Below are 24715 nucleotides of genomic sequence, written 5' to 3' on the forward strand. Positions count from 1 at the left end.
GGGCGTGACAGGGGGGCGTGACAGCGTGATAGGGGGACGGGGGATAATGTCACATTCCTTTCGTATATTAGGACCTGGCGAAGCGTCCCTGAATGTGACATTATCCCCCGTCCCCCTATCACGCCCTGCCCAAAGCGCCCGTCCGCAAAGGACGGACGGGCGTGTTCGCTACTCGTTCAGCAGGTCGATCACTTCGAGGGCGGTCTGCGCCCCTTCGAGGATGTCGCGGTTTCCGAAGACGCACACGGCGTTCGCGCTCACTGCGTCTGCCACGGTCGTCGCCAGGGCGCGCACGGCCCCGGCGTCGGTGCCGATCATCTCCTCGCGCGTCCGCGCGCGGTCGGCGGGCGTGCGCCCTCCGAAGAAGTCGCCGTCTTGACGCCGTGCGAGCGCACGCGTTTTGAGCGGCTGGTCGAAGCCCGCCACGGTGCTCACCACGTAGCCGTCCATCTCGTCGGGATCGGGATCGAACGAGGCCAGCCACGTCGACGCTCCCGCGAAGCGCGCGAGCGTCTCGTCGAGGTGCGGGTCGCGGTAGGAGTAGAAGCGCAGGTTGCCGGTGCGCGCTGTCTGGAAGCCCGCGCCGTACGCGCCGCCTTTCACGCGCACTTCGTTCCACAGATAGTCGTAGGACAGCGCCCGCGCCGCCACCTGCCAGACGCCTGAGTACGCGGCGCCGAAGGCGCGGCGGTCGAATCCCTGGGCGGCGTAGCACACATCGGTCGGCACGATGAACGCCTCGTTGCGCACTTCGGGGGCGGGGGCGGCCAGGCGGTCCGTCGAACCGCGCCCGACCGAGCGCCCGAGCGCGCCGCCGGCGGCCCAGAAGCGCTCGAAGTCCTCGTCCGATCCGGTGAAGCTCACAAGCGAGCCGTCGTCGACGAACAGCCGCCGCGCCAGGTCGGCCAAGCGCGCGGACAGGTCTTCGGCGCGCTCGTCGAAGCGCTCGAGGAGTCCTTTCAAGAACCGGTAGAACCCGACACCGCCCAGCTGCTCGCGCACCACGCCTGCGGGCAAGTAGTACGAGGCCAGGCGCGCCATGGCGCTCGCATGCCCCGACGAGGCGAACCCCTGCTCCATGCCGATGCGGCGCTGCTGCAGCGCGTCTTTGATCTTGGACGTGTCGGAGAAGTCCGTCTCGAGCATCACCTCGCGCGGCAAATCGGCCAGGTGGAGAATGTTCTCCGAGAGCGCGCTTGCCCCGACCACGAGCTTCGGCGCGAGGCGCTCAGGATCGTCGGCGTCCTCGTAGATCTCGGCGAAGAACGAGAGATTGCCCAAGGAGCCGTTCACGAGCGTGTCGAGCTCGGAGGCCGAGCGGCGCGCCGTGCCGAGCTTTCCCAGCACGAGTCCGAGCACCGCCACGTACGGCAGCTCGTCGAACGGCACGTGCGAAAGGTCGAGGTAGCGATAGGCGTAGGCGATCCCCCGCGTGGGAGCATGGTGGCGCAGGCAGGGCACGGACGTCCCTTCGACCAGGCCGTAGGCCGGCTCTTCGGGTGCCGGGCCGATGTCGGCCACCGACAGCCGCGGCAGGGTCGCCAGCGCCTCGGGCGAGTCGGGCTCCTCCTGCAGTCGGCGCAGGGCCGCCTGCTCCTCGGCCACGCGCTTGAAGCCCTCGGGGGTCAGGGCGGCCTCGGCGGCTCGCAGGCGCTCGCGCTCGCACGCGTCTTCGTCGCCGCTCACCGGACGCACCTCGACTTCGGCCACGTGGTCGTTTTCCAGGAACACGGAGCGGATGAGCCCTTCGAAGTACCCCTCGCCAAGCGCGCGGCGTAAAAACGCGAAATCGTCCTCGTACTTGAGGTAGGAGGTGGCCAGCTCCTCGCCGTAGAGCCAGCCCGACAGCGCTGCCATCGACAGCGCCACGCCGTCGGCCATGCCGAAGTCGCGCTCGCGCATGATGAACTCGGCGCGCGAGAGCGACGCCTCCACGAGCGCGTGGTCGAGCCCGCCGTCCGCGAGGGCGGCGAGCGTCTCGTCGACGACGGTTTTGAAGCGCTCGGCCGCGCCTTCGGCGAGCCCTTTGAGCTGGATGACCGCGAAGGGCTGCAAAAGCGCGTCAGCGTAGAAGGCCTGCGCGTCGTCGGCGAGGCCCGCGTCGAGCAGCGCGCGCTTGAGCGGCGCCTCGTTGCTTCCCATCACCGCGTCGATGAGGATGTCGACGGCCACCATGCGCGTGCGCTCGCGCGCCTCGCCGATCACGTAGCCGAGCGCCATGCACGCATTCTCCGGCGCGGTGGCCATGCGGCGCACCACGCCGCGCGCCTCGACGGGGGCCTGCAAATCGAGCGGGTGCGGGTCGAGCCGGCCGTCCCTCGCGTCGCGGGCGGCCTCCTCGTCGGCGACGGGGGAGAGGTACGCCTCGTCCAAAAACGCGAGCATCGCGTCGAGGTCGACGTTGCCGTAGAGCGTGAGGTAGCTGTTGTCCAGGCGGTAATGGCGGCGATGCTCTTCGAGGAAGCGCTCGTAGGTGAGGTCGGGGATGGCGCGCGGCGTGCCGCCCGACTCGAAGCGATAGGTCGTGTCGGGGAAGAGCGCCGCTTGCAGCTCATCGTAGAGCACCGAGTTCGGATCGGAGAGCGCCCCTTTCATCTCGTTGTACACCACGCCGTTGAGGACGAGGCGCGCCGTGCGCTCGGTGCCTTCGGAAGCGGCCGTTGCCGCATCCTCTGCTGCGCCTCCCTGGCCGACTTCGACATCGTCGGCCAATTCGTAGTGCCAGCCCTCCTGCTCGAAGATGGCGCGCTTCTCGTAGATGGCCGGGTGCAGCACCGCGTCCAGGTACACGTCCATGAGGTTGAGCAGGTCCTGGTCGTTCGTGCTGGCCACGGGGTACATGGTCTTGTCGGGAAACGTCATCGCGTTCAGGAACGTCTGCATCGAGCCTTTCAGCAGGTTCACGAACGGCTCTTTGACGGGGAACTTCCGGCTGCCGCACAGCACCGAGTGCTCGAGGATGTGGAACACCCCCGTGTCGTCGGCGGGCGGGGTCTTGAAGGAGATGGAGAACGCCTTGTTCGCGTCGTCGTTGGCGAGGTAGAGCAGCCGCGCGCCGCTCTTTTCGTGATCGAGCACGTAGGCCGTGCCGTCGATTTCGGGAAGCGTCTCGCGCGAGCGCACGGTGAAGCCGTGCAGGTTCTGATGAGGGGTCAGGTCCATGGGGCGCCTTTCGGTCGGATGCGTGGTCGGCTCAGCGTTTCGCCCATTGTCTCACAATCCCGCGGCCATCGGGCATCCGCGGACTCCCCATCACCTCATCCGCAAACTCCCGTTGCCGATGCGTTCCCGCGGCCGTTTTTTGGCCACGAAACCGCGTTCTGGCACGGATTTCGGCTGCCGCTCGCGTGGACGTTGGCAAAAGCCCAGGTCGAGTTTTGCCAGCCGTGGGAAAAAGGCGGTGTTTCGCCCGAAATCGTGCCAGAACGGCGATAGGTGGCCATTTTCGACGGCTTTTCGCGCACGAGCCGCCTCGATCGGGCGTTCCCAACGAGAAAGGCCGCGCCTCCTCGGAGGCGCGGCCTCGAATCGAACCGCAATGCGACCGTTCTTGCGCTCTCGCGACCGCGTGCTAGGCGACGGCTGCTCCCGGCCCGCCCGCGTCGAAGCGATGGCAGGCCACGCAGTGGTCGGGCTTCACCTCGGAAAGCGGCGGCATGACCTCGTCGCAACCCTCGACCTTCGCGAAGCAACGGCCGGCGAAACGGCATCCCGCTGGGGGATCGATGGGCGAGGGGACGTCGCCTTCGAGGATGATGCGCTCGCGCTTGGCGGCCGGATCGACCGAAGGGATGGCCGAGAGCAGCGCCTGGGTGTAGGGCGACAGTGGGTCGGCGTACAGCGACTTCTTCGGCGCGATCTCCATCATCTTGCCGAGGTACATCACGCCCACGCGGTCGGACACGTGCTTCACCACGTTCAGGCCGTGCGCGATGAACAGGTACGTGAGGCCGAAGCGCTCCTTGAGGTCGTCGAGGAGGTTCAGCACCTGCGCCTGGATCGAGACGTCGAGCGCCGACACCGGCTCGTCGCACACGATGAGCTTCGGGTTCACCGCCAAAGCGCGCGCGATGCCCACGCGCTGACGCTGGCCGCCGGAGAACTCGTGGGGGTAGCGGTTGCGCATGTAGTTCGCGAGGCCCACGCACTCCAAAAGCTCGTCAACGCGGCTTTCCACCTGGTCCTTCGGCAGGATGTTGTTCGTGATGATGGGCTCGGCGATGATGTCGCCGATGCGCATGCGCGGGTTGAGCGAAGCGTAGGGGTCTTGGAAGATCAGCTGGATGTCCTTGCAGTAGCGCTTGCGCTCGGAGCGTTTCATGGCCGTGAGGTCGTGCCCGTCGAAGATGATCGTGCCCGAGGTGGGCGCGAGCAGGTTCACGAGCATTTTGCCCACGGTGGTCTTGCCGCAGCCCGACTCGCCCACAAGCCCGAACGCCTCGCCACGGCGGATCTGGAAGCTCACGTCGTCGACGGCTTGCACGTAGGACGTGGCCCGGCCGAAGAAGTTCGTCTCGGCGGCGAAGCGCTTCGTCAGGTGGCGCACGTCAAGCAGGACGTCCTGCTCGGGCGCCGCGCTTTGGGATTCGACGTTCTCGCTCATCGGATGCCCTCCTCGTCCTTTCCAAGCTCCTCAAGCTCCGCTTCGCGGATCTCCTCGCCCGCCAAAAGCGCCTCGGCCGTCTCCACCTCGCGCGCCGCCTCGGCGTCGGCGACGGCCTCCGCTTCGGCTTCGGCGATGGCGGCATCGCTTTTCACATGGCCATCTGCATCCTCGTAGAGGAAGCAGCGCACCTTGCGACCGCCCGCGTCCACGAGCTTCGGCATCTGCGTGCGGCAGATGTCCATGCACGAGTCGCAGCGGTCGGAGAAATGGCAGCCCGGCGGCATCTCGAGCGGGTTCGGCACCATGCCCTTGATCATGTACAAGCGTTTCGTGTCGTCGTCCTCGAGGCGGGGGATGGACTTCAGGAGGCCCAGCGTGTAGGGGTGCATCGGGTGATCGAACAGCGCGCGCACCTCGGCCTCCTCCACCACCTGCCCGCAGTACATGACCACCACGCGGTCGGCCGTCTCGCTCACCACGCCCAGATCGTGCGTGATCAGAAGCACCGCCATGCCGGTGTCGTCGCGCAGACGGCGCAAAAGATCGAGGATCTGCGCCTGGATGGTCACGTCGAGGGCCGTGGTGGGCTCGTCGGCGATGAGGAGCTTCGGGTTGCAGGCCAGCGCCATGGCGATCATGACGCGCTGGCGCATGCCGCCCGACATCTGGTGCGGGTAGTCGTCGATGCGCTTCTCCGGCGAGGGGATGCCCACCTTGCGCAACAGGTCGATGGCGCGCTCGCGCGCCTCCTTCTTCGACACCTTCTCGTGGGTGCGGATGGCCTCCACGATCTGCTTGCCCACGCGGTACACCGGGTTGAGCGAGGTCATCGGCTCCTGGAAGATCATCGCCATGTCGTTGCCGCGCAGCTCGCGGTAGTCCTTCTCGGACAGCGTCGCGAGGTCGCGCCCCTCGAACTCCATCGAGCCGGCGGCCACGCGCCCCGGCTCGGCCAGAAGGCCCATGACGGACAGGCTCGTGACGGACTTGCCGGAGCCCGACTCGCCCACGATGGCCAATATCTCGCCGGCATCGACGTCGAAGCTCACGTCTTCGACCGCGCGGACGATGCCCTTCTTGACGGGGAACTCCGTAGAGAGGTTCTTCACCGAAAGAAGCACGGGATCACCTCTTCCTAGCTTTGGGATCGAGGCCGTCGCGGATGCCGTCGCCCAGAAGGTTGAACGCGAGGACGGTCAGCGTGATGGCGAGGCCGGGGAATATCATGAGCCACGGAGCGCGGAACAGCTCGTTGCGACCGCGTCCGAGCATGTCGCCCCACTCAGCAGCCGGCGGCTGGACGCCGAGGCCCAAGAAGCCGAGGGCGGCGGCGTCGAGGATGGCCGTGGAGATGCCGAGCGTGGCGCGCACGATGATGGAGGGCAGGACGTTGGGCAGCACGTGCTTGAAGACGATCTTCGCGTTCGAGTCGCCGATGACGCGCGCTGCGGCCACGTAGTCGTTCTCCTTGATGGAGAGGATCTCCGAGCGCACGATGCGCGCGTACTCGGGGATGGCCACCAGGCCGATGGCCACGACCGCCTTCTCGATGCCGGGGCCGAGCGCTGCCATGATGGCGATGGCCAGAAGGATGGAGGGGATGGACAGCATCATGTCCATGACGCGCATGATGACCGTGTCCCACTTGCCGCCCTTGTATCCGGCGACCGAGCCGAGCAGCACCCCTGCGAAAAGCGAGATGGCCACGGCGGCCAGGCCCACGGTGAGCGTGATCTGCGTGCCCACGAGCACGCGGCAGAAGATGTCGCGCCCTTGGATGTCCGTGCCGAACCAGTGCTGCGCCGAGGGGCCCAGCAACGACTCGCTCAGGTTCTGGGCGTACGGGTCGTACGGCAGCACCTGCGGGAAGAACTTCGTGACGAGCGCGATGGCCGCCAGAAGCAGGATGAAGATCGCGCTTGCGAGCGCGGCCTTGTTCGACACGATGCCCGCAAGGACGTCCTTCCACACGCTCACGCGCCTCTCTTTGGACGCGCCGGCTGGCTTCCCGCCGAGCAGTGCCTCGCCGGACGGTGCCGGCTCGGTGGCGAGCAGCTTGTTCTTCGCCATGCTCATCACCCCTCTTCCTTCGCGCCGTACTTGATGCGGGGATCCAGGTAGGCGTAGACGATGTCGACGACCAGGTTCATGATGACGAAGATGACCGCCACCAGAAGCACGATGCCTTGCACGACGGGAAAGTCGCTTTTCAGCACGCAGTCGACGGCGAACTTGCCGATGCCCGGCCAGGCGAACACCGTCTCGGTGAGGAGCGCGCCGCCGAGGAGGCTGCCGAACTGCAGGCCGATGACGGTGGAGATGGGCAGCATCGCGTTGCGCAGCGCGTGCTTGATGTTCACGGCGCCCTTGGACAGGCCCTTCGCGCGCGCGGTGCGGATGTAGTCGGCGCTGAGCGTTTCGATCATGCTCGAGCGCGTCATGCGCGTGATGATGGCCATCGAGTACAGCGACAGGGCGAGCGTGGGCAGGATGAGGTGCACGAGCACGTCGCCGAGCGCCGTCCAATCGCCTCGCATGATGGTGTCGAGGATGAAGAACCCGGTGCCTCCGGTGGGCTGCAGAAGCGGGGACACGCGTCCGCTCGACGGCAGCACGTGCAGGATGCCGGAGAACAGGAGGATGAGCAGGATGCCCGACCAGAAGATGGGCATCGACACGCCCACGAGCGCCACGACCATGCTCACGTTGTCGGCGAGCTTGTTTCGGCGCACGGCGGCCAGCACGCCGAGGGCCACGCCCAGAAGCGACGCCACGATGATGGCGCAGACGGCGAGCTCGGCCGTGGCGGGGAAGCGCGCGGCTATCTCTTGCGTGACCGGCTGATGGGTGTAATAGGAGGTGCCGAGGTCGCCTTGCACGGCACCTGCGATGAAGTTGACGTACTGGAGCCACAGGGGATCGTCGAGACCGTTGTCGGCCCGCCATGCCTCCATGGCTTCGGGGGTTGCGTGCTCGCCGAGGACCACCGGGGCCGGGTCCGAAGCTAACACGCGCGTGATCATGAAGATGATCACGGTCACACCCAACAGGACCGGGATCACCATCAAGATTCGCTTCAGGATGTACTTGAGCAACGCTGCTCCTTTCTTGCTTCCCGTCTGAGCAGGAATGAAGCCGAGGACCCGTGATCCCCGGCTTCGACCGCGCCGGATCCGCCCGGCGCGCACTATCGATCAGGTAGTGCCGATGATAGTTTAGCGCAAGAGCGGTCCGCACGCTGTGAGAATATGACGTGCGAACCGCTCGTTCACGACATTCGCGCCCTTGGTGGGGCGTCTGCGGCCTTACGCCTCCTTGGAAACCCCCTTGAAGAAGGCGACGCCGGTGGGATGGTAGTAGAAGTTCTTGACCTTCGGGCTGATGCCGAGAAGGTTCTTGGAGTGCGAGATGAGCAGCCACGGCTGCTTATCGGCGACCATCTCCTCGCACTTGAGGTAGATGGCGTCGCGCTCGTCGCCGTCGGGTGCGACAAGGCCCTGGGCGATGAGGTCGATGTACTCCTCGTCCTGCCAATGGGCCACGTTGGTGGACCAGTTGCTGTCGGCGAGCAGGTTCATGAAGTTGTCCGGGTCGCCGTTGTCGCCGGTCCAGCCGTAGAAGCAGATGTCGTACGGGTCGGTTTGAACCTTGGTCTTGTAGGTGGTCCAATCGTACTCGGTGATGCTCACGTCCACGCCCACCTCGGCGAGGTAGCCCTGGATCATGCGGGCGAGGTCGCTGCCGCCCTTCTGGTTGTAGGGACGGGCGGTGGTGTAGGTGATGCACGTGAGCGACGTGATGCCCTTGTCGGCGAGCGTCTTCTTAGCGGCCTCGGGGTCGTAGGCGGTCTGCTTGACGTCCTTCGTGTAAGGAGCCATCCAGGTGGGCATGACCGAGTTGGCCACGGTGGCGTACTCGCCGTAGATGGACTTCACCATCTCCTCGACGTTGACGGCCTGGGCGATGGCCTTGCGCACCTCCTGGTCGGTGCACTGGCCCGTCTCGGTGTTGAACGCCATGTAGTTGATGGTCATGCCGTCTTCGGCGAACAGCTCGAAGCCGTTGCTCGTCACCTGGTCGGCCGAGGCGGGATCGACGCTCGAGATGATGTCGCACTCGCCGTTCATGAGCGCGGTGAGGCGCGTGTTGCCCTCGGCGATGATCTTGAACACGAGGTTCTTGATCTTGGGGGCGTCGCCCCAGTACTCCTCGTTGGCGACGAGGGTGACCGAGGCGCCCTTCGTCCAGTCGACGAACTTGTAGGGGCCGGTGCCCTTGGGTTCCTGGATGGGCTGCCCCGGCGTGGCGGCGTCGGCCGCCGTCGGGGACACGATGGGGGAGGCCAGCGCCATGGCGAGGTTCTTCAAAAACGGCGTGGAGGCCGCGCGCAGGGTGATCTTCACCGTCGTGGCGTCCACGGCCTCGACGCTCGCGACGCCGTTGCCGGTCGCCTCTTCGCCGAACACGAACGACGCGTAGGGCATGTCGGAGGTGCGGTTGGGCTCGAGCAGGCGTTCGATGGACTTCTTCACGGCCTCGGCGTTGAACTCGGTGCCGTCGTGGAACTTGACGCCCTCGCGCAGCTTGATGGTGTAGACGAGGCCGTCGTCCGAGATCTCGGGCAGATCGGTGGCCAGGCAGGGCTCGACCGTCGCGTCCTTCTCGCCGAAGCGGTAGAGGCCCTCGTGGATGTTGCAGGCCACGATGGCCGACTCGCCGTCGTCGAAGAACGCCGGGTCGAGCGCGCGCGGGTCTGCCGTCAGGCTGTAGGTGATGCTGTCGGCTGCGCCGCCCGCGCCGTTGCCGCCGCCCGCGGTGCCGCCCTCGCCGCCACCGCCGCCGCATCCGGCCAGGCTCACGAGGCCGAAGCTCGCGGCGGACACGCCGAGCAGTTCGACGAACGTGCGCCTGCTGAACGCGCTCTTCTTCTGTTCCATAGGTTCTCCTTCCCTCATTCCCCGTCCTGTTCGCGGGGCGATCTGCGGGACCATCCCCGCCGACGCTTCGCATGGGGTGCGAATGCGTATCCGTATACTTTAGTGCAATAAAGAGGCTGAGGGGCCGCAAAGGCTCCCGAGGGGCCCCATAATCCGACGAACGCGCCGATTGGCCCCCCGAAAGGTAGGCGGGAGGGGGCGGGCGGCGTTTCGCGGCGCGCCGTCGTGGCCCGCGAAGCTGCCCGGGGCCGTCGGGCGGGCTCCTGCCGTTTCGCGCCGTCCTCCCCGGCGCGGGCGCATTGCCCCCTCCCGATCGCGCCGTCTTCCATCGCCGCGACGCCTTGCGCGATCCGCGGACGGTCGGGACGGCGGCGATGGATATTATTTGGGAGAGCGCTGCGCGCGCCCGCGATCCTCTATAATCGCAGCAACGCGCGAAAGGAATGCCCCGTGGCCCTTGACGAAACCAGGTTCTCCCATATCACCGTGACGCCCGACGACGAGGACGACGTGGTCATCCACGCCGGCGCTCCGGCGGCCCCGTCCGGGGACGAAGCCGCGGGCGAGGCCGCGGCGGGCGCGGCGCCCGAGCGCCCCTCCCAAGAAGACGCGAAGGAGCGCGGGACCTCCCGGGACGAGGCATTCCGCGAAACGACGATCGAGGATCTCGAGCCTTCGCCCATGCCGGCGATGCAGAAGGCGGTCATCGCGGTGGCCGTGGTCCTGTTCGCCATCGCGGTGGCGTACCTCGTCACGCACTAGGCTCGCGCAGCACCGAGCAGGAAGGTTGAATCGATGCCGAAACATGCCGCAAACGCACCCCGAGGCGCATCCCCCGATCCCTCTTCCGAGCGCTCCTCCGATGAGCGCATCGGCCTGACCGAGGCGTTCGCCCCCGTGGGCTCCGAGCGCTCCGGCGAGGAGGGGCGCATCGGCCTCACCGAGGCGTTCTCCCCCGTGGGCGGCTCCCATGTCGGCGGGTTCAGCTATCGGGGCGACAACGAGGACGAGTATCCCGACGCGCTCGAGAGCCTCGAGCCCGCCTTGGAGCCCTCGCTTCTGTTCGACGACGGCGCGCCCGAGGCCCAAGCCGGCGAGAAGCGGGGCCGACACGGCAAGGGCCAAGAGCCCGACAAGCGGCCTCTGCCGCCCCATCTGCGCAAGTCGCGCCGCATGCGGCGCATCCTCATCGCGGTTGTGGTGCTGCTCGTGCTGCTCATCGGCGCCCTCGGCTACTTCACGTGGCGGCTTGTGGGGGAGAGCCAGATGCTCGCCGCGCAGCAGACCCAGCAGCAGCAAAGCTCCCAAGAGGTCGATGCCATGCACGAGGCCGACGCGAAGGACGCCGCCACGACCACTGCGAAGAAGACTGAGGTGCCGAACCTGGTGGGCGTGCTGGGGTTGACGCGGGACGAGGCGGTGGAGGCGCTTCAGCACGGCGCCACGGTGACCAGCGAGCGGGAGGTCAACGAGGAGGGCAGCTCCGTCAAGGCGAACGTCACGATCGCGCTGACCGACGAGCCGGCGGACGCGCGCTCGGGCACGCCCACGGTCTATCTGGGCCTTGACGAGGAAGGCAAGGCCGTTCAGGTGGGCTATTCGGCCGCCACCGCGTCGTTGGGCTACGGATCGCTCAGCTTCGTGGACGCCGTGGAGAACGAGGGCATCGTCGAGAAGACGCTCGAGGAGGCCGGCGTGAGCGTTCCCGCGGGTTCCGCGGTGCTGCCCGAGGACAAGGCGGCCTACTCGTCCTACGCCTCCGACGGCACGACGCTCGTGGAGGAGAAGTGCTCCTTCTCCGGGACGGTGGAGCTTGACGGCGCCGAGCACGAATGGTCGTCGGTGCTGCTGTACAACTACGCCACCGCCAACACCTCCGGCAACCTCGCCGACACCATCCGCATGATCTACGTCTACGTGAACGCGTAGGCCCGATCCTGCGCTCGCCGCTTGCTGAGGGGCGCGGGTTTTCGAGCGCCTTCCATCGGCCCATTGACCCGGGCGGTCGTTGGGGGTAGAGTTCTGATCGCAGCGAACAGTTCCGAGGAAGGGGTTCTCATGATCGACCGGGAAGCGTTCATGCGGATGCTGGAGGAGAGCGCTCGGCTCATGCTCGAGGAGGCTGATCGCCTGAGCGACATCGATTCCCGGTTCGGCGACGGCGACCACGGCGTCACGGTGGCGAAGATCGCCAAGGCGATGCAGGAGGCCGTCGCGGACGACGACGGCAGCCGGACGCTCAAGGATTTCCTCGACGATCTCGGCATGACGGTGATGGCCGTGCGCGGGGGCTCGGCCGGCCCGCTGTACGGCACGATGATCGGCGGTTTGGGCGTGGGCTTGGGCGAGGAGGAGACGGATCTTTCCACCGACGCGGCGCGCCGCATGTTCGAAAGCTGCTTGGCCGAGATGCGCGACATCACCAGCGCCCAGGTGGGCGACAAGACCATGATGGACGCCCTGATCCCCGCTGTGGAAGCCGCCCGGTCCTGCGCGGCTGCAGACGACGACGCGGCCGCCGTGTTCGCCGCCGCGGCCGAGGCGGGCGCGGCGGGCGCGGCGGCTTCCGAGGGCTTCGCCTCCAAATTCGGCCGCGCGCGCAGCTACGGCGACGCGACCATCGGCACGCCCGATGCAGGGGCGGTGTCCACCTCGCTGTTCTTGCGGGGGCTTGCGCGGGGCGCTGCGCAGAACTGAGGGAACCGGGCCTGCCGCCGCAAGCGGCGGGCCTTTCTTTTCCGGTCCGGATGTCCGACGACGAAGGAGGAGCAATGCCAATGCAGATGAAGAAGTTCATCAACGACCCCGACAACCTCACTGCCGAGTTGCTGGAGGGTTTGGCGCTGGCCAACCCCGACATCATCGAGCTGGGTGAGGACAACACGGTCATCAACAAGAAACTGGCCGAGGCCGACCGCGTGACCATCGTCACGCAGGGCGGGTCGGGCCACGAGCCGGCCATCGAGGGCTTCGTGGGCGAGGGCATGGTGGACATCGACGTCGTGGGCGACATCTTCGCCGCGCCCGGCCCGCAGGCCTGCGTGGACGCCATCAAGCTGGCCGACAAGGGCAAGGGCGTGCTCTACATCGTGCTCAACCACGCCGGCGACATGCTCACCGGAAACATGACCATGAAGCAGTGCAAGAAGCAGGGCCTGAACGTGGTGAAAGTGGTCACGCAGGAGGACGTGTCGAACGCCCCGCGCGAGAACGCCGACGACCGCCGCGGACTTGTGGGCTGCATCCCCACGTACAAGATCGCCGGCGCCGCGGCCGCCGAGGGAAGAAGCCTCGAAGAGGTGGCCGAGGTCGCGCAGCGCTTCGCCGACAACATGGCCACGCTGGCCGTGGCCGTGCGCGGCGCCACGCATCCGCAGACAGGTTCGCTTCTGGCCGACCTGGGCGACGACGAGATGGAGATCGGCATGGGCCAGCACGGCGAGGAGGGCGGCGGGCGCCAGCCGCTCAAGTCGGCCGACGAGACGGCCCAGATCATGGTGAACGCGCTCGTCAAGGACATCGGCATCGAGTCGGGCGAGAAGGTCATGCTCATCATCAACGGCTCGGGCGCCACCACGCTCATGGAGCAGCTTATCGTCTACCGCGCCGCCGTGAAGGAGCTTGAGCGGCAGGGCATCGAGGTGGTGGCGAACTTCGTGGGCGAGATGCTCACCGTGCAGGAGCAGGCCGGCTTCCAGATGTTCATGGCCCGCATGGACGACGAGCTGCTGCGTCTGTGGAACGCCCCCTGCAATACCCCGTATCTGAAGAAGTAACGTCCTCCTCCTTTCCGTTGCGCGGCGCGAAGGGTTTCGGTTCGCCGCCCTCGCCGTCGCGCAACGGGGGAGCCCGCATCCGAAGGAGGAGCCCCATGCTCGCATCCCTCACTTCCGTCCTCGGCTGGGCCGAGGAGCGCGGCTGCGCGGCCGCGGCGTTCGACACGCCGAACCTGGAGCTTTTGCTGGCGGCCATCGGCGCGGCCGAGGCGCGCGACGAGCCGGTGATCATCCAGCATGCGCAGCTGCATGAGAGCGAGACGTCCATCGACGTGATCGGCCCCATCATGGTCATGCGCGCCGAGGCGGCCTGCGTGCCCGTGTGCGTGATGCTCGACCACGGCGAGGACTTGGACTACGTGCGCCGCGCGCTCGACCTGGGGTTCTCGGCCATCATGATCGATGGCTCGCAGCTGCCTTACGACGAGAACGTGGCGCTCACCCGCGCGGCGACGGAGATGGCGCATGCGCGCGGCGCGGACGTGGAGGCCGAGATCGGCTTCACCACCGGCCATGAGGGCCTGGAGGACGCCGACGACGACCGCGCCAACGTCTACACCGACCCGGCAGAGGCCGCGCGCTTCGTAGCCGACACGGGCATCGACGCGTTGGCGGCCAGCGTGGGCACGGTGCACGGCTTCTACAAAGCCGAGCCGAAGCTGGACTTCGACCGCATCGCCGAGCTGAGGCGCGTCTGCGGCGTGCCGCTCGTCATGCACGGCGGCAGCGGGCTTTCGCGCGAGGACACGCGTGCGGCCATCGCCGCCGGCATCCGCAAGATCAACTACTTCAGCTACATGTCCAACGCGGGCGTGCGCGCCGTGGAGGCGCTTATCGCCGAGAAGCGCCCGAAGTACTTCCACGCGCTGGCCAATGCCGCCACCGAGGCCATGCAGGCCGACGCGGAGGCGGCGATGGAGATGTTCTCCATGGTTCCGACGGCTTGACGGCCGTTGGAGCGGGCCGACGCTGCGGCCGACCGTGGCGCCCCGGCCATCGCGCGATGACGAGGGCTTGCGTGCCGAAGCGCGTTTCGCTTTCGCCGTCCTGCGAATTCCGGGTGCCACGGCCGCCCTCGCTGACGTTGCGAGCGACCTAGGACAGAAAGGAGATCCTATGACCGCAACCTACATGCACATCGGCATACCCATCACGGAGAGGAAGCCGGGCATGGTCTACAACGAGGCCATGAAGTTCTGGGTGTCGAACGTGGACGATTACGACTACAAGATCGAGTACCTCAAGTTCGAGGAGGGCACGCCGTTTCCCGAGGAGCTGCACCGCCGCTGGCACGTGGCCTACGCGGTGGACGACCTCGACGGCTATGTGGCCGACGCCGACCGCGTCATCTGCGGGCCGATGGACGCCGGCCCGGGCGTGCGCCTCGCGTTCGTGGAGAAGGACGGCGCCGTCATCGAGCTGTACGAGGACAAGAACTAGCGCTGCGGGTGCGCGTCGTCGGCGTCGGGGTCGGGCGGGCTTTGCGCAGCCGCTTCTCGCCCTGCGCGCGTCGGTCGGGTACAATGGGCGCCGGCCTTTTCGAGACGGGATCGGAGCGAGGACATGGCGAAGCGAACGAAGATCATCTGCACCCTGGGCCCGGCGACCGACGACGAGGGCGTGCTTTCGCGCCTCCTCGACGCGGGCATGGACGTCGCCCGGCTCAACTTCTCGCACGGCACGCATGCCGAGCACGCCGAGCGCATCGCGCGCGTGCGGCGCGCGTGCGCGCGGGCGGGGTCGCCTTGCGCGATCCTTTTGGACATGCGCGGCCCGGAGATCAGGACGGGCAAGCTGGCCGGAGGCCGTCCAGTCGCGCTTCGGGCGGGGGATGGGATCGTGCTGACGGAGCGCGAGGTGGCCGGAAGCGCGGACCTCGTCACCCAGACGTGCGCCGGTTTGTCCGAGCACGTGCGCCCCGGAACGCAGCTGCTCGTGGACGACGGCCTCATCGAGCTTGCGGTGGAGGCCGTCGAGGGAGCCGACATCGCCTGCCGCGTGGTCAACGACGCCGTGCTCGGCGAGCGCAAGTCCGTCAACGTGCCCGGCGTGACGGTGCCGCTGCCCGTCATGACCGACCAGGACCGCGCGGACATCCTCTTCGGCATCGAGCAGGACGTGGACTTCGTGGCCGCCTCCTTCGTACGCAGCGCCGAGGCCGTGCGCGAGATACGGGCGTTTCTGCGCGCGCACGGCGGCGGGCACATCGGCCTTATCGCGAAGATCGAGACGGCCGAGGCGGTCGAGGACATCGAGGCTATCGTGGAGGCGTCCGACGGCGTGATGGTGGCGCGCGGCGACCTGGGCGTGGAGGTGCCCTCTTACCGCGTGCCCCATATCCAGAAGAAGATCATCCGCCTGTGCAACGAGCGCAACACCCCCGTCATCACGGCCACGCAGATGCTCGACTCGATGATCCGCGCGCCGCGCCCGACGCGCGCAGAGGTGGCCGACGTGGCCAACGCCGTGTACGACGGCACCGACTGCCTCATGCTGTCGGGCGAGACGGCGGCCGGGGCGTACCCGGTGGAGGCGGTGCGCATCATGGCGCGCATCGCCGAGGAGAGCGAGCCGTACCTGCGCGAGGAGGCGGCGGGCTTGCGCGAGGCGTCGCGGATGGAGGGGCACGGCAGCGTGTCGGTGGCCGTGGGGATGGCCGCCGTGCGCGCGGCGGAAACGCTCGGCGCGCGCTGCATCGTGGCGCCCACGATGTCGGGCCGCAGCGCGCGGCTCATGGCGAGCTTCAGGCCGCGCCAGCCCATCTACGCGGTGACGCCGACCCCGCGCGTCATGCGTTCCATGCAATTGTATTGGGGCGTCACGCCGCTTTTGGGAGACGTGCAGGGGGACACGGACTACGTCATCGAGCAGGCGCGGCGCATCGTGCTTGAGCGCGGGCTGGCCGACGTCGGGGACATCGGCGTGTTCACCGTGGGCGACCGCGACACGAGCCCGAACGCCGATCAGGCGGCCTTCGCGCCCACGAACATCATGTACGTCGTGGAGCTGCATCCCGAGGATATCCCGGATTCGGATCACGGCCTCTGACGACGAAGCCGCCTGCGCTGCCTGACGGCGCGCGGCGCTTACTCGGATTGCGCCTCCTGCGCCGCCATCCGGCGGGCGCTCGCCTGGTCGGCGGGCAGCGTGGGGATGCGGATGAGCACGAGGTACAGCAAAAACGTCGCGGCGCAGCCGAGGATGACCCAGACGGTCACCTTCTGCGCCACGAAGGCGCTCACGCCCATGATGGGTAGGGAGATGGCCAGGACCTTGACCTTCTGCGACACGGGCATGCCGCCCGACTCCTTGAACGCCTCCACGTAGTTTTTGTACACCTTCGTCGAGACGATCCATGCGTGGCAGCGCGGCGACGATTTCGCGAACAAGAACGCGGCCAGCAGCAAAAACGGAGTGGTCGGCAACACGGGGATGACGATGCCGACAAAGCCGAGCGCGCAGGAGATCCAGGCGCAGGCGAGCAAGAGGCAGCGCACGATGCGGTTCATGGGCGTCCTTCCGTCGGGGAGGGCTGAGCGCCCCTGCCTGTTCGATCAGATGTTAGCAGAGGCGAACCTTTCAAGCGGGGAGTATAGCAAAGCGCGCGCCCGCGCGCACCGCGTTTCGCGAAAAAGCCGGGTTTTTCGCGAAGAGGCGCTTTTCGGCCCGCGCGGCTGCGCCACGCGTCGGGTGAGGAGAGGGGCGGGTTTCGCCGCGTTTCGCGAAACGCCCGCGAAAGCCCTTGCATGATTCCGATTGCGTGCTACAATAGGCAAGCTGTTTACTCAAGCGGGGGAGCGCATCCCCCCACCTGGTCCGGCGCTTCGGTTGCTGGCGGGTCGCTCGAATACCGGCCTTCGGCCCTGCATGAAAGCGATGCCCGCGAGCTCTCGGAGCCGCGGGCTTTTCATTGAAGCGCCCCGGCGCGCAGGAAAGGAAGGTGAGCGCGATAGCTGCTCAGGAGCCTCGGCTCAACGAACAAATCAGCGTCCGCGAATGCCGCCTCATCGGCTTCGACGGCACTCAGATGGGCATTTACGCCACGTCGGAGGCCCAGCGGATCGCCGACAGCGAAGGACTCGACCTCGTGGAGATCGCCCCGATGGCCGAACCGCCCGTGTGCCGCATCATGGACTACGGAAAGTTCAAGTACGACCAGGCCATCAAGGCGAAGCAGGCCCGCAAGAACCAGTCGAGAGTCGAGACGAAGGAGATGAAGTTCCGTCCGAAGATCGACGTGGGCGACTACACGACGAAGAAGAAGCACGTGCTGCGCTTCCTCGACGCGGGCAACAAGGTGAAGATCACCATCATGTTCCGCGGGCGCGAGATGGCGCATCCGGAGCAGGGCCTCACCATCCTCGAGCGCTTGGCCGACGACCTGAAGGACGTGGCGGTCATCGAGAGCCAGCCCAAGATGGAGGGTCGCAACATGCACATGCTCATCGCCCCGCTGCCCTCGGCCGTGGCGGCGAAGAAAAAGAAGGAAAGCGACAAGAAGAAGGAAGTAGAAGGGAAGGATGACGGCAATGCCTAAGATGAAGACCCATCGCGGCACCGCGAAGCGGTTCCGCGTCACCGGTTCCGGCAAGATCATGCGCGCCAAGGCCTACAAGAGCCACATCATGACGAAGAAGAGCCAGAAGCGCAAGCGCAATTTCCGCCACGAGACCGAGGTGTCCAAGGCCGACCAGAAGGTCATCGGTCGCAACCTCGGCATCCGCTAGACCAGAAGGAGCAGTGAGACACTATGGCTCGCATCAAGCGCGCAGTGAGCGCCCATAAGAAGCGTCGTACCGTCCTCAAGCGCGCCAAGGGGTACTACGGCGCGAAATCCCGTTCCTACCGCGCGGCGAAGGAGCAGGTGCAGCATTCGCTTCAGTACATGTACCGCGACCGCCGCAACAAGAAGCGCGAGATCCGCCGTCTGTGGATCACCCGCATCAACGCGGCCGCCCGCCTGAACGGGCTCAGCTACTCCGTGTTCATGAACGGGCTCAAGAAGGCCGGCGTGCAGCTGGACCGCAAGGTGCTCTCCGACATGGCCGTGAACGACCCCGCCGCGTTCGCCGCCATCGCCGAGGTGGCCAAGAAGGCCCTGTAGGCTCTGGCGTTCGGCTTCGGCCCTCTGCTCGGGCATCGAGCCTGGCGGAGGAGAGCGCTCTCTCAGCGCGTCGATCGCCTTGAGAGGATCGCCCGGTTCCCAAGAGACGACGAAGGCCCCCGATCGGGGGCCTTCGTGCGTGCGGGGGGCAAAGCACCGAACGAGGGGCGGGGTTCCTACGTGTCGCGGGCGGGACGCGCCTCCTCGTCGCCGTGCCATTCGCCGTCTCCGGCGAGGGTGCGGGCCAGGTAGGCCTCTGCCGCCTTGCGCGCAGTGCCGGACGCGTTTGGGATCACCTCGATGCCCTCGATTCCAAGGGCGTCGGCGGCCTCGCGCTCGACGCATCCCGCGATGAGGACCCTCACGTCAAGGTCGCCCAGCATGGAGGCCAGCTGTCGGAGCGGAAGACGGGGGTTGGGCGTGTTTTGGCACTCGACGATCATGCCCCGGTCTATCGTGTAGCAGGTGAAGCTTGAGCACTGTCCGAAGTAAGGGGACACGTTCAGCCCCTCGCTCGCCACCGCTATCCTCATACCGATCCTTTCGTCGTGTCTGCTTCTGCCACGATAGCGCGCCGCGTCCCTCGGGCGGGCGCCCTTTCGCCCAGCGGGGCTGGAAAGCATGGGGAGAGAGCGGGCACGCCGCGAAGCTTGCTGCGATCCTTGCGGCGGCGCTCGCATCGGTCGTTGTTGCGAGCGCCGCAGGGTCTTCAGGGCCTTTTCGGCTTGCGGGTTCACGCATGGAGTTCTTGGCCGGCCGGCGCGGCTCCGCCAACGCTGCAAAGGGCGTAGCGGCAGAGCCGTGCCGTCCGGCGCGGCTCTTCGGGAACGTCACGCATCCGGCAGAGCGCGGCAGCGGGCGCTTGGATCGACCGCGCGCCCTATCGAGCGGTTCCCCGTGCCTCGCCTTTAAGGGAGGCACGGGGCGCATGTGGCGAGGACCGCGGTTTGCGATGGGCGCCACGGGAGGGGAGGGGTCCGCTAGCGCCGTTTGCCGCGCTCCCGCGCGAGCGAGGCGCGATGCGCGCGGCCGGGGCGCAGATCTCCTCCGCGCGTTTGGCGCGTGCCTTGCGCCGGCGGGTTTCCTTGCCTGAGGGCGCTCGTCTGGGGCTTTTTGGCGGGAGGCCGACCGCCGCGTTGCGCATGTTGCGCCCTGCCTGTTTGCTTGCGGTCGGATCGGGTCGATGGGGCTTTCGCCTTCGCGGCGCCTTCGGCCCCTTTCTCCGCGCTCTGCCTTTTGGCGTTGCGAGCGGGCGCGTCTGCGGCGCTTCGCGCCTTCTCGCGCGCCTTCTCCTTCTTGCGTTCGCGTGCGGCCAGTTCCTTGGCGGCCTGTTTGATCTCGGGGTCGCGGCGCGCCTCTGAGCGCGCCGCCCGTCCGGCGGCCTCTTCGGCGGCGGCTTCGGCATCGAAGGACGCCAGCTCCATCTCGGGGATGGGTCGTTTGATGAGCTTCTCGATGTCGCGCAGCGCGTCGGCCGTCTCCGGGCAGGTGAACGACACGGCGAAGCCCGCCGCGCCCGCCCGTCCGGTGCGCCCGATGCGGTGCACGTAGTCCTCGGGCTGGGTGGGCAGGTCGTAATTCACCACGTAGCCGACCTCCTCCACGTCGATGCCGCGCGCGAGCACGTCGGTCGCCACGATGACGTCCGTCTTGCCGGAGGCGAAGTTGTCGAGCGCTCGCCGGCGCTGGTTCTGGCTGCGGTCGGAGTGGATGGCCTCGGCGGCGTAGCCCGCGCGTTTGAGGCGCCGGCACGTGGCGTCCGCGCGGCTGCGCGTGCGGGCGAACACGATGACGCGCTCGGCGCCTTTCTCGGCCAAGAGGGCCTTGAGCAGGGCGGGCTTGAGCGTCTGCTGCGTGCGGATGACGTACTGCTCCACGGTGTCGGCCGTCTCGCCCTTGTGCGCGATCTCCACCATGGCCGGATCGTGCAAGAGCTTCCCCACGCTGCCGAGGATGGAGCGGTCGATGGTGGCCGAGAACAGAAGCGTCTGGCGGCTTTTCGGCGTCGCTCCGATGATCTTCTTCATGGCGGGCCAGAAGCCCATGTCGAGCATGCGGTCGGCCTCGTCGAGCACGAGCACCTCCACGTCGGCGAGGCGCGCTGCCCCTTGCTCCATGAGGTCCACGAGCCGTCCCGGCGTGGCGATGAGCACGTCCACGCCGTGCTTGAGCTTGCTGATCTGGGGTTCGTAGGAAAGCCCTCCCACCACGGTGAGGATGCGGTGGTGCGTGGACGCAGCGATGGCGCCGCACACCTCGCCGATCTGCTGCGCCAGCTCGCGCGTGGGCGTGACCACGAGCATGAGCGGGCCTTGGCCGCCTTTCGCATGCCCGAGCCTGTCGAGGGAGGGAAGCGAGAACGCCGCGGTCTTGCCGGTGCCGGTCTTGGCGGCGGCGATGAGGTCGCGCCCTTCGAGCGCGAGGGGGATGGCCTGCTCCTGCACGGGCGTCGGGGTTTCGTAGCCCAGGCGCGCGACGGCCTGAAGGGCCGTCTCGGACAGGCCGAGTTCGTCGAATTTCGTCATAGGTTCTCTGGTTTCTGTGTCGGCGCGGCGCACGGGCCGCGCGATGCGGACGCGGGGTTCGATCCGCCGCGCCGTCTGTGCGGAAGATCGAGGCGCCCCGGCTCGAGATCGAGGGACGCCGAGGCGGTATTATACGTCTTCCGGTGGATTTTCGCGAGCGCGCTTGGGGAAAGTACGGATCGCATCCATGCATGCGACGGCGGCGCGCTTGGATTGCGACGGCGCGAACGGCTCATGCGCAGGGCGCGTGGCGGCGCGCACCGAAAGCGGGAGTCGGTTTTGAGCCTTCGAGGCTTCGCCCCGCGTCCGTCGCCCTGCGCCGCCTTTCACCGCCGCGTTGCCGCGTTGCGGGCCTTCGCCCTAGGTTCGTCGCCGCGCCCGCCAACCGCCTTTGCGTCTCGTCGCATGCTTCCTGCTCCCCTTGCGCCGTCACTTCGATCCTTCCGCTCCTGCCGTCGCGTCGTTTCCTCTCCTTCGTGCGCGCTTTCTGCTCTCGCTCTTTCCCTGTTCGCGCTCCGCTTCGTCTCGTCGTCTTCGCTTGCGGGGCTCTCGTTGCCTCGCCTCGCCAGTCTGCGCGTCGTTTCGCTGCTCCGCTTTTTCTGTCTGCCAGCTTGCCGTCGATAGGGCGCGGTGCGAGGCGTTGCGGTAAAGGATCGAGAGCTTTTCTGCCATAGTTGACCGTTGGGCCGCGATGGCTCTTTCGAATTCGCTTTCTGCCATCCATTTTTGTTGTATTTGCAACAAAAAGAAGCGTTTTCCGGGCGAAACGGGCTTCCGAAGGCTTTCGAGGACCCGTGTTTTGGCTATAACGGTAAAATATCGTCGAGAGTTTCCAAATGCTTTACCGTAGAGGGCGTAATTCGCATGGAGGGAGGCGCAACGCGTCTCTGAGATCGGTGGGAATGACGGATGGGCGACGTCCAAGGTTTTGCGACGGCCTCGGCGCGGACGTGCATGGCCCGATCGAGTTCTAGCGCCGCCGGGCCATGCGGCGCCCGGCGGCGCTCCTTCGAGGCGGGCGGTGCGTCCGTATGGCTCGAAGGAGCGTTAGCGAATGTGCGCGGGCTTGCCTCCCCAGTAGAAATGCAGGAAGCGCTTGCGGTAGCGCGCATCGGAGGGGTTCTTCGGCTCGGCGATCAGGCGCAGCGTGGCGGCGGCGACGTCGCGGGCCGCATCGGGGCGCCGCAGGAAGCTTCCGTTGACGAGCATGGCTCGGACGCTTTCGGGGTTGCGCGCCACGCGGCGCAGCGCGTCGAGCAGCTCGCGGGCGGTGGTCACGTGCATGGCCGCTCCGAGCGACGTGAGCATCTGCACGTTGACCTTCTCCTGTCCGTAGGCCTTGCCCATGAGGATCATGGGGACTTGCGCGCACAGGCACTCGGTGACCGTGAGGCCGCCCGACTTGCAGATGGCCACGTCGCTCGCGGCCATGAGCGCGGCCATGTCGTCCACGTAGTCGAGCACGGTGACGTTGCTCACTCCCAGCTCGGCGCACTCCTGACGCAGATGGCGCGCGTAGTCGGCATCGCTGCCCGCCACGAACACGAAGTGCAGCGCCTTCTCGAAGCTGTGCAGGTAGGGCAGAAGCTTGTCGAGTGCGGCGCGGAAGTGGACATAGGGGCGGGGCAGGTAGGCGCCCGCCAGCGCGAGCACGACGAGCTTGTCCTGGGCGAGTCCGAACCGCTCGCGCGTGGACGCGCGGTCGTAGGGTCGGCGGAAGTCCTCGCGTGTGGGGATGCCGGTGATGAGGATGCGCTCCTCGGGCACCTTGCGCGGGCGCAGCGTCTCGGCCATCGACTCGTTTGCCACGCAGAACAAATCGGTGGACAGGTGCGGCCAGAGCCCTTCGGTCTCGTAGTCGGTGGGCACGCACACGATGGGGAAGTGTTGGCCGGCGAGCATGCGCGCCGCCACCGCCACGTTCGCGGCGGTGATGTGGGTGCACACGATGGCGAGGGGCTTGCGCTTTCGGACGAACTCCGTGAAGGCGGGGTACATGATGCGGTTCCATACGGTGCCGCCGCCCCACAGAAGGCGTCCGGTGAGCGTGAAGCGCCAGGTGAGATCGTAGATGGGCCGTGTGGCGCCCGTGAACAGCGACGCGGCCTTGTTCCCGTCGAACACGATGCGCCCGAAGTCGAGCACGTCGAGCACCTCCACCTCGAGGTCCTGCGGGAAGGGAGGAGGGGCGTCGGGGCCTTCGGGAGCGAGATCGGCTGTCGAGAGCTCGTCGCGCAGCAGGTCGAAGGCTTGCGCGACGGCGTTCGCCGCGCTGCGGTGCCCGGAGCCCACCGAGGCGTGCATGACGACGATCGTCGGGCGGGGCGCGTTCGCCGATTCGTCGTCGGGGCGGGACGCGCCGCCGGTCGCCGGCGCGGCGGCCTGCGCGCGTTGCGAACCGGGGCCGGGCGCGGTTTCGCCGGCGCGCTGCGACTCGTCGCCTTCCAAGGCGGGGGCATGCGAAGGGGAGTGCTCGATGGTGTTGTGCTCGTCTGGATTCATAGTGGCTATGATACCGCAGCGGACGGCGTCGGCTGTCGACTGCGTTTCGCTGCGCGAAAAAACCGCTTGCAATGCCGCGCGGGCTTTGCAATAATGTTCAGGCTGCTTTTCCAGAGGGAGACGCAGGCCAAGTCCCCATAGTCTAGAGGTCAGGACGCGGCCCTTTCAAGGCTGAGACACGGGTTCGATTCCCGTTGGGGGCACCACTTGAATTTCGTACGAACCCGCGGAGGCGCAAGCCTCCGCGGGTTCGTGCTTTTTCGGCGGCGGGATCGAACGGCTTTCGCGACGAGCGGCGCGATCACTCGTTCGGGGCATGGGCGCGCCCATGCTCCGGGGGCGTCGTCACGCGCTTTGCCGCGGGCGCGTTTGCGCTACAATGGGCACCATGCCGTTTCAATCGCACATATTCGACAACGCGGACGCCGCGCTCGGTGCCGCGTGCTCGATGCTGGCCGCGTTCTCGGCGGCGGGAGAGGAGCCGACGCTGCTCGCGCCCACGCCGACCGCCGCGCTGCGCGTCCGACGAGCGCTCTCGGAGGATCCGTCCGCGTTCGGGTCGCGCGTCGAGACGCCCGCGTCCTGGGTCGCCGATAGGTGGGAGCTTTTCGGCGACGGCCGCCGCCTCGTGAACGCAGCCGAGCGCGAGCTGCTCGTTCGCCGCGCGCTCGTCGAGACGGCAGATGCCGTCGCGCGTCCCGGTTCCACTCCGGGCGTGATCGACCTCGCCTCCAAGCTCGCGCGCGAGGCCCTGCCGCGCATCGCGGCGGTGGACGGCGCCGAGGCGAAGCGCCTCGGGCTCGGCGCGGCCGATCAGGCCCTTGTCGCTGCGCTGCGCAGCTACGCCGGACTGCTCGAGGAGCGCGGCCTTGCCGAGGCGTCGCAAGCGGCCTGGGAGCTGTCCGCGCTTCTGCCGGCCCGCCCGCTCGTCCTGCTCGGCTTCGACGAGCTTCCCCTCCATCTCGAAGCCCTTGTCAGCGCCCTTGCCGAGCGTGCCTCCGTAGTGCGCCTCGACGACGGATGCCGCGACCCGTTTCCCGACACCCGCCGCGCGCCGGAGCTCTCCGCGCTCGCCGGGCGCCTCTACAGGGCCGGCGCGGAGCCGGTGGAGCCGACGGGGGCCGTGCGCTTCCTCGTGCCCGCAGGCCGCTACGCCGCGCCTGCGCTCGTGCTCGACGAGCTTGTTGCAGCCGTCGCCCGCGAGCGCGCGGCGGCGAGGCGCGAGCGGCGCGACCCGCTGCCGGCGGCGGTGTGCGCGCGCGATC

The 24715-nt window shown here is 67.6% G+C and carries 20 protein-coding genes, 1 tRNA gene and 1 pseudogene; 12 read left to right on the forward strand and 10 right to left on the reverse strand.

Going from position 1 to position 24715, the window contains the following annotated elements:
* Positions 1–168 precede the first annotated feature (168 nt).
* The 6 genes from C2L80_RS08030 to C2L80_RS08055 all read right to left on the reverse strand — a co-directional run bounded on the left by C2L80_RS08030 (position 169) and on the right by C2L80_RS08055 (position 9543).
* Positions 169–3162, reverse strand: coding sequence for an insulinase family protein (locus C2L80_RS08030; RefSeq protein ID WP_087196094.1), 2994 nt, complete (start codon positions 3160–3162; stop codon positions 169–171).
* A gap of 409 nt (positions 3163–3571) precedes the next feature.
* Entirely contained in the window at positions 3572–4603 is a 1032-nt protein-coding gene (locus tag C2L80_RS08035) for an ABC transporter ATP-binding protein (protein ID WP_092198092.1), read from the reverse strand.
* Positions 4600–5727: an ABC transporter ATP-binding protein gene (locus C2L80_RS08040; RefSeq protein ID WP_087196092.1), complete on the reverse strand. Its 1128-nt coding sequence runs from the start codon at positions 5725–5727 to the stop codon at positions 4600–4602. Before C2L80_RS08040 ends, C2L80_RS08035 begins: the two co-directional genes overlap by 4 nt.
* Positions 5728–5731: 4 nt before the next feature.
* Entirely contained in the window at positions 5732–6682 is a 951-nt protein-coding gene (gene nikC / locus C2L80_RS08045) for a nickel transporter permease (protein ID WP_204600557.1), read from the reverse strand.
* Complete coding sequence (locus tag C2L80_RS08050) at positions 6682–7701, reverse strand: ABC transporter permease (protein ID WP_087196090.1); 1020 nt, start codon at positions 7699–7701, stop codon at positions 6682–6684. The genes nikC and C2L80_RS08050 overlap by 1 nt, the downstream gene beginning before the upstream one ends.
* A 210-nt stretch (positions 7702–7911) precedes the next feature.
* Entirely contained in the window at positions 7912–9543 is a 1632-nt protein-coding gene (locus C2L80_RS08055) for an ABC transporter substrate-binding protein (RefSeq protein ID WP_087196089.1), read from the reverse strand.
* A 450-nt stretch (positions 9544–9993) separates the two neighbouring features.
* On the opposite strand from C2L80_RS08055, the gene C2L80_RS08060 reads away from it, so the two are divergent.
* From C2L80_RS08060 to pyk, 7 genes are all read left to right on the forward strand, one after another.
* Positions 9994–10305: a hypothetical protein gene (locus C2L80_RS08060; RefSeq protein WP_087196088.1), complete on the forward strand. Its 312-nt coding sequence runs from the start codon at positions 9994–9996 to the stop codon at positions 10303–10305.
* Between the two features lie 33 nt (positions 10306–10338).
* Positions 10339–11472 (forward strand): histone-lysine N-methyltransferase, encoded by a 1134-nt coding sequence (locus C2L80_RS08065; protein ID WP_087196087.1) that lies wholly within the window; start codon positions 10339–10341, stop codon positions 11470–11472.
* A gap of 129 nt (positions 11473–11601) precedes the next feature.
* On the forward strand, positions 11602–12240 hold the full coding sequence (locus C2L80_RS08070; RefSeq protein ID WP_087196086.1) for a DAK2 domain-containing protein: 639 nt from the start codon (positions 11602–11604) through the stop codon (positions 12238–12240).
* Between the two features lie 74 nt (positions 12241–12314).
* The gene (locus C2L80_RS08075) at positions 12315–13319 is read left to right on the forward strand and encodes a dihydroxyacetone kinase subunit DhaK (RefSeq protein WP_239938830.1); all 1005 of its coding nucleotides are present in this window, start codon (positions 12315–12317) and stop codon (positions 13317–13319) included.
* A gap of 95 nt (positions 13320–13414) precedes the next feature.
* Entirely contained in the window at positions 13415–14266 is an 852-nt protein-coding gene (locus C2L80_RS08080) for a class II fructose-bisphosphate aldolase (protein ID WP_103262992.1), read from the forward strand.
* A gap of 169 nt (positions 14267–14435) precedes the next feature.
* A complete protein-coding gene (locus C2L80_RS08085; protein WP_087196083.1) occupies positions 14436–14759 on the forward strand; it encodes a VOC family protein in 324 nt (107 codons plus the stop codon).
* A gap of 123 nt (positions 14760–14882) precedes the next feature.
* Positions 14883–16367, forward strand: a complete 1485-nt coding sequence (pyk, locus tag C2L80_RS08090; protein WP_092198074.1) for a pyruvate kinase — start codon at positions 14883–14885, stop codon at positions 16365–16367.
* Positions 16368–16405: 38 nt separating this feature from the next.
* Here pyk and C2L80_RS08095 read toward each other — a convergent pair whose 3' ends face one another.
* Complete coding sequence (locus tag C2L80_RS08095) at positions 16406–16828, reverse strand: YbaN family protein (protein WP_092198071.1); 423 nt, start codon at positions 16826–16828, stop codon at positions 16406–16408.
* A 431-nt stretch (positions 16829–17259) separates the two neighbouring features.
* Here C2L80_RS08095 and infC point away from each other — a divergent pair, with 431 nt between their 5' ends.
* The 3 genes from infC to rplT are packed head-to-tail and all read left to right on the forward strand — an operon-like array spanning position 17260 to position 18423.
* The gene (gene infC, locus C2L80_RS08100; protein ID WP_171899969.1) at positions 17260–17856 is read left to right on the forward strand and encodes a translation initiation factor IF-3; all 597 of its coding nucleotides are present in this window, start codon (positions 17260–17262) and stop codon (positions 17854–17856) included.
* Entirely contained in the window at positions 17849–18046 is a 198-nt protein-coding gene (rpmI, locus tag C2L80_RS08105) for a 50S ribosomal protein L35 (protein ID WP_087193345.1), read from the forward strand. Before infC ends, rpmI begins: the two co-directional genes overlap by 8 nt.
* Positions 18047–18069: 23 nt before the next feature.
* Positions 18070–18423, forward strand: coding sequence for a 50S ribosomal protein L20 (rplT, locus tag C2L80_RS08110; protein WP_087196079.1), 354 nt, complete (start codon positions 18070–18072; stop codon positions 18421–18423).
* Between the two features lie 176 nt (positions 18424–18599).
* On the opposite strand, the gene C2L80_RS08115 is transcribed toward rplT, so the two are convergent.
* From C2L80_RS08115 to C2L80_RS08125, 3 genes are all read right to left on the reverse strand, one after another.
* Positions 18600–18956 carry a NifB/NifX family molybdenum-iron cluster-binding protein gene (locus C2L80_RS08115; protein WP_092198065.1) on the reverse strand — a complete coding sequence of 119 codons (357 nt, stop codon included), beginning with the start codon at positions 18954–18956 and terminating at the stop codon, positions 18600–18602.
* Between the two features lie 447 nt (positions 18957–19403).
* On the reverse strand, positions 19404–20948 hold the full coding sequence (locus C2L80_RS08120; RefSeq protein ID WP_087196077.1) for a DEAD/DEAH box helicase: 1545 nt from the start codon (positions 20946–20948) through the stop codon (positions 19404–19406).
* Positions 20949–21995: 1047 nt separating this feature from the next.
* Complete coding sequence (locus tag C2L80_RS08125) at positions 21996–23450, reverse strand: glycosyltransferase (RefSeq protein WP_103262993.1); 1455 nt, start codon at positions 23448–23450, stop codon at positions 21996–21998.
* Positions 23451–23581: 131 nt separating this feature from the next.
* Between C2L80_RS08125 and C2L80_RS08130 the strand changes: the two genes are divergently transcribed.
* A tRNA-Glu gene (locus C2L80_RS08130) sits at positions 23582–23656 on the forward strand.
* 182 nt (positions 23657–23838) lie between these two features.
* Positions 23839–24715, forward strand: a pseudogene (locus tag C2L80_RS08135) (PD-(D/E)XK nuclease family protein); the annotation flags it as partial.

This window comes from Rubneribacter badeniensis (assembly GCF_002899695.1).
Classification (GTDB): domain Bacteria; phylum Actinomycetota; class Coriobacteriia; order Coriobacteriales; family Eggerthellaceae; genus Rubneribacter; species Rubneribacter badeniensis.

Excerpts from the sequence above, each read along its gene's own strand:
- C2L80_RS08085 (WP_087196083.1), top strand. The coding sequence starts at position 14,436 with ATGACCGCAACCTACATGCACATCGGCATACCCATCACGGAGAGGAAG.
- C2L80_RS08030 (WP_087196094.1), bottom strand. The coding sequence starts at position 3,162 with ATGGACCTGACCCCTCATCAGAACCTGCACGGCTTCACCGTGCGCTCG.
- rpmI (WP_087193345.1), top strand. The coding sequence starts at position 17,849 with ATGCCTAAGATGAAGACCCATCGCGGCACCGCGAAGCGGTTCCGCGTC.
- C2L80_RS08035 (WP_092198092.1), bottom strand. The coding sequence starts at position 4,603 with ATGAGCGAGAACGTCGAATCCCAAAGCGCGGCGCCCGAGCAGGACGTC.
- C2L80_RS08115 (WP_092198065.1), bottom strand. The coding sequence starts at position 18,956 with ATGAGGATAGCGGTGGCGAGCGAGGGGCTGAACGTGTCCCCTTACTTC.
- C2L80_RS08075 (WP_239938830.1), top strand. The coding sequence starts at position 12,315 with ATGCCAATGCAGATGAAGAAGTTCATCAACGACCCCGACAACCTCACT.
- C2L80_RS08120 (WP_087196077.1), bottom strand. The coding sequence starts at position 20,948 with ATGACGAAATTCGACGAACTCGGCCTGTCCGAGACGGCCCTTCAGGCC.
- rplT (WP_087196079.1), top strand. The coding sequence starts at position 18,070 with ATGGCTCGCATCAAGCGCGCAGTGAGCGCCCATAAGAAGCGTCGTACC.
- C2L80_RS08080 (WP_103262992.1), top strand. The coding sequence starts at position 13,415 with ATGCTCGCATCCCTCACTTCCGTCCTCGGCTGGGCCGAGGAGCGCGGC.
- C2L80_RS08065 (WP_087196087.1), top strand. The coding sequence starts at position 10,339 with ATGCCGAAACATGCCGCAAACGCACCCCGAGGCGCATCCCCCGATCCC.
- C2L80_RS08055 (WP_087196089.1), bottom strand. The coding sequence starts at position 9,543 with ATGGAACAGAAGAAGAGCGCGTTCAGCAGGCGCACGTTCGTCGAACTG.
- C2L80_RS08070 (WP_087196086.1), top strand. The coding sequence starts at position 11,602 with ATGATCGACCGGGAAGCGTTCATGCGGATGCTGGAGGAGAGCGCTCGG.
- C2L80_RS08125 (WP_103262993.1), bottom strand. The coding sequence starts at position 23,450 with ATGAATCCAGACGAGCACAACACCATCGAGCACTCCCCTTCGCATGCC.
- nikC (WP_204600557.1), bottom strand. The coding sequence starts at position 6,682 with ATGAGCATGGCGAAGAACAAGCTGCTCGCCACCGAGCCGGCACCGTCC.
- pyk (WP_092198074.1), top strand. The coding sequence starts at position 14,883 with ATGGCGAAGCGAACGAAGATCATCTGCACCCTGGGCCCGGCGACCGAC.
- C2L80_RS08095 (WP_092198071.1), bottom strand. The coding sequence starts at position 16,828 with ATGAACCGCATCGTGCGCTGCCTCTTGCTCGCCTGCGCCTGGATCTCC.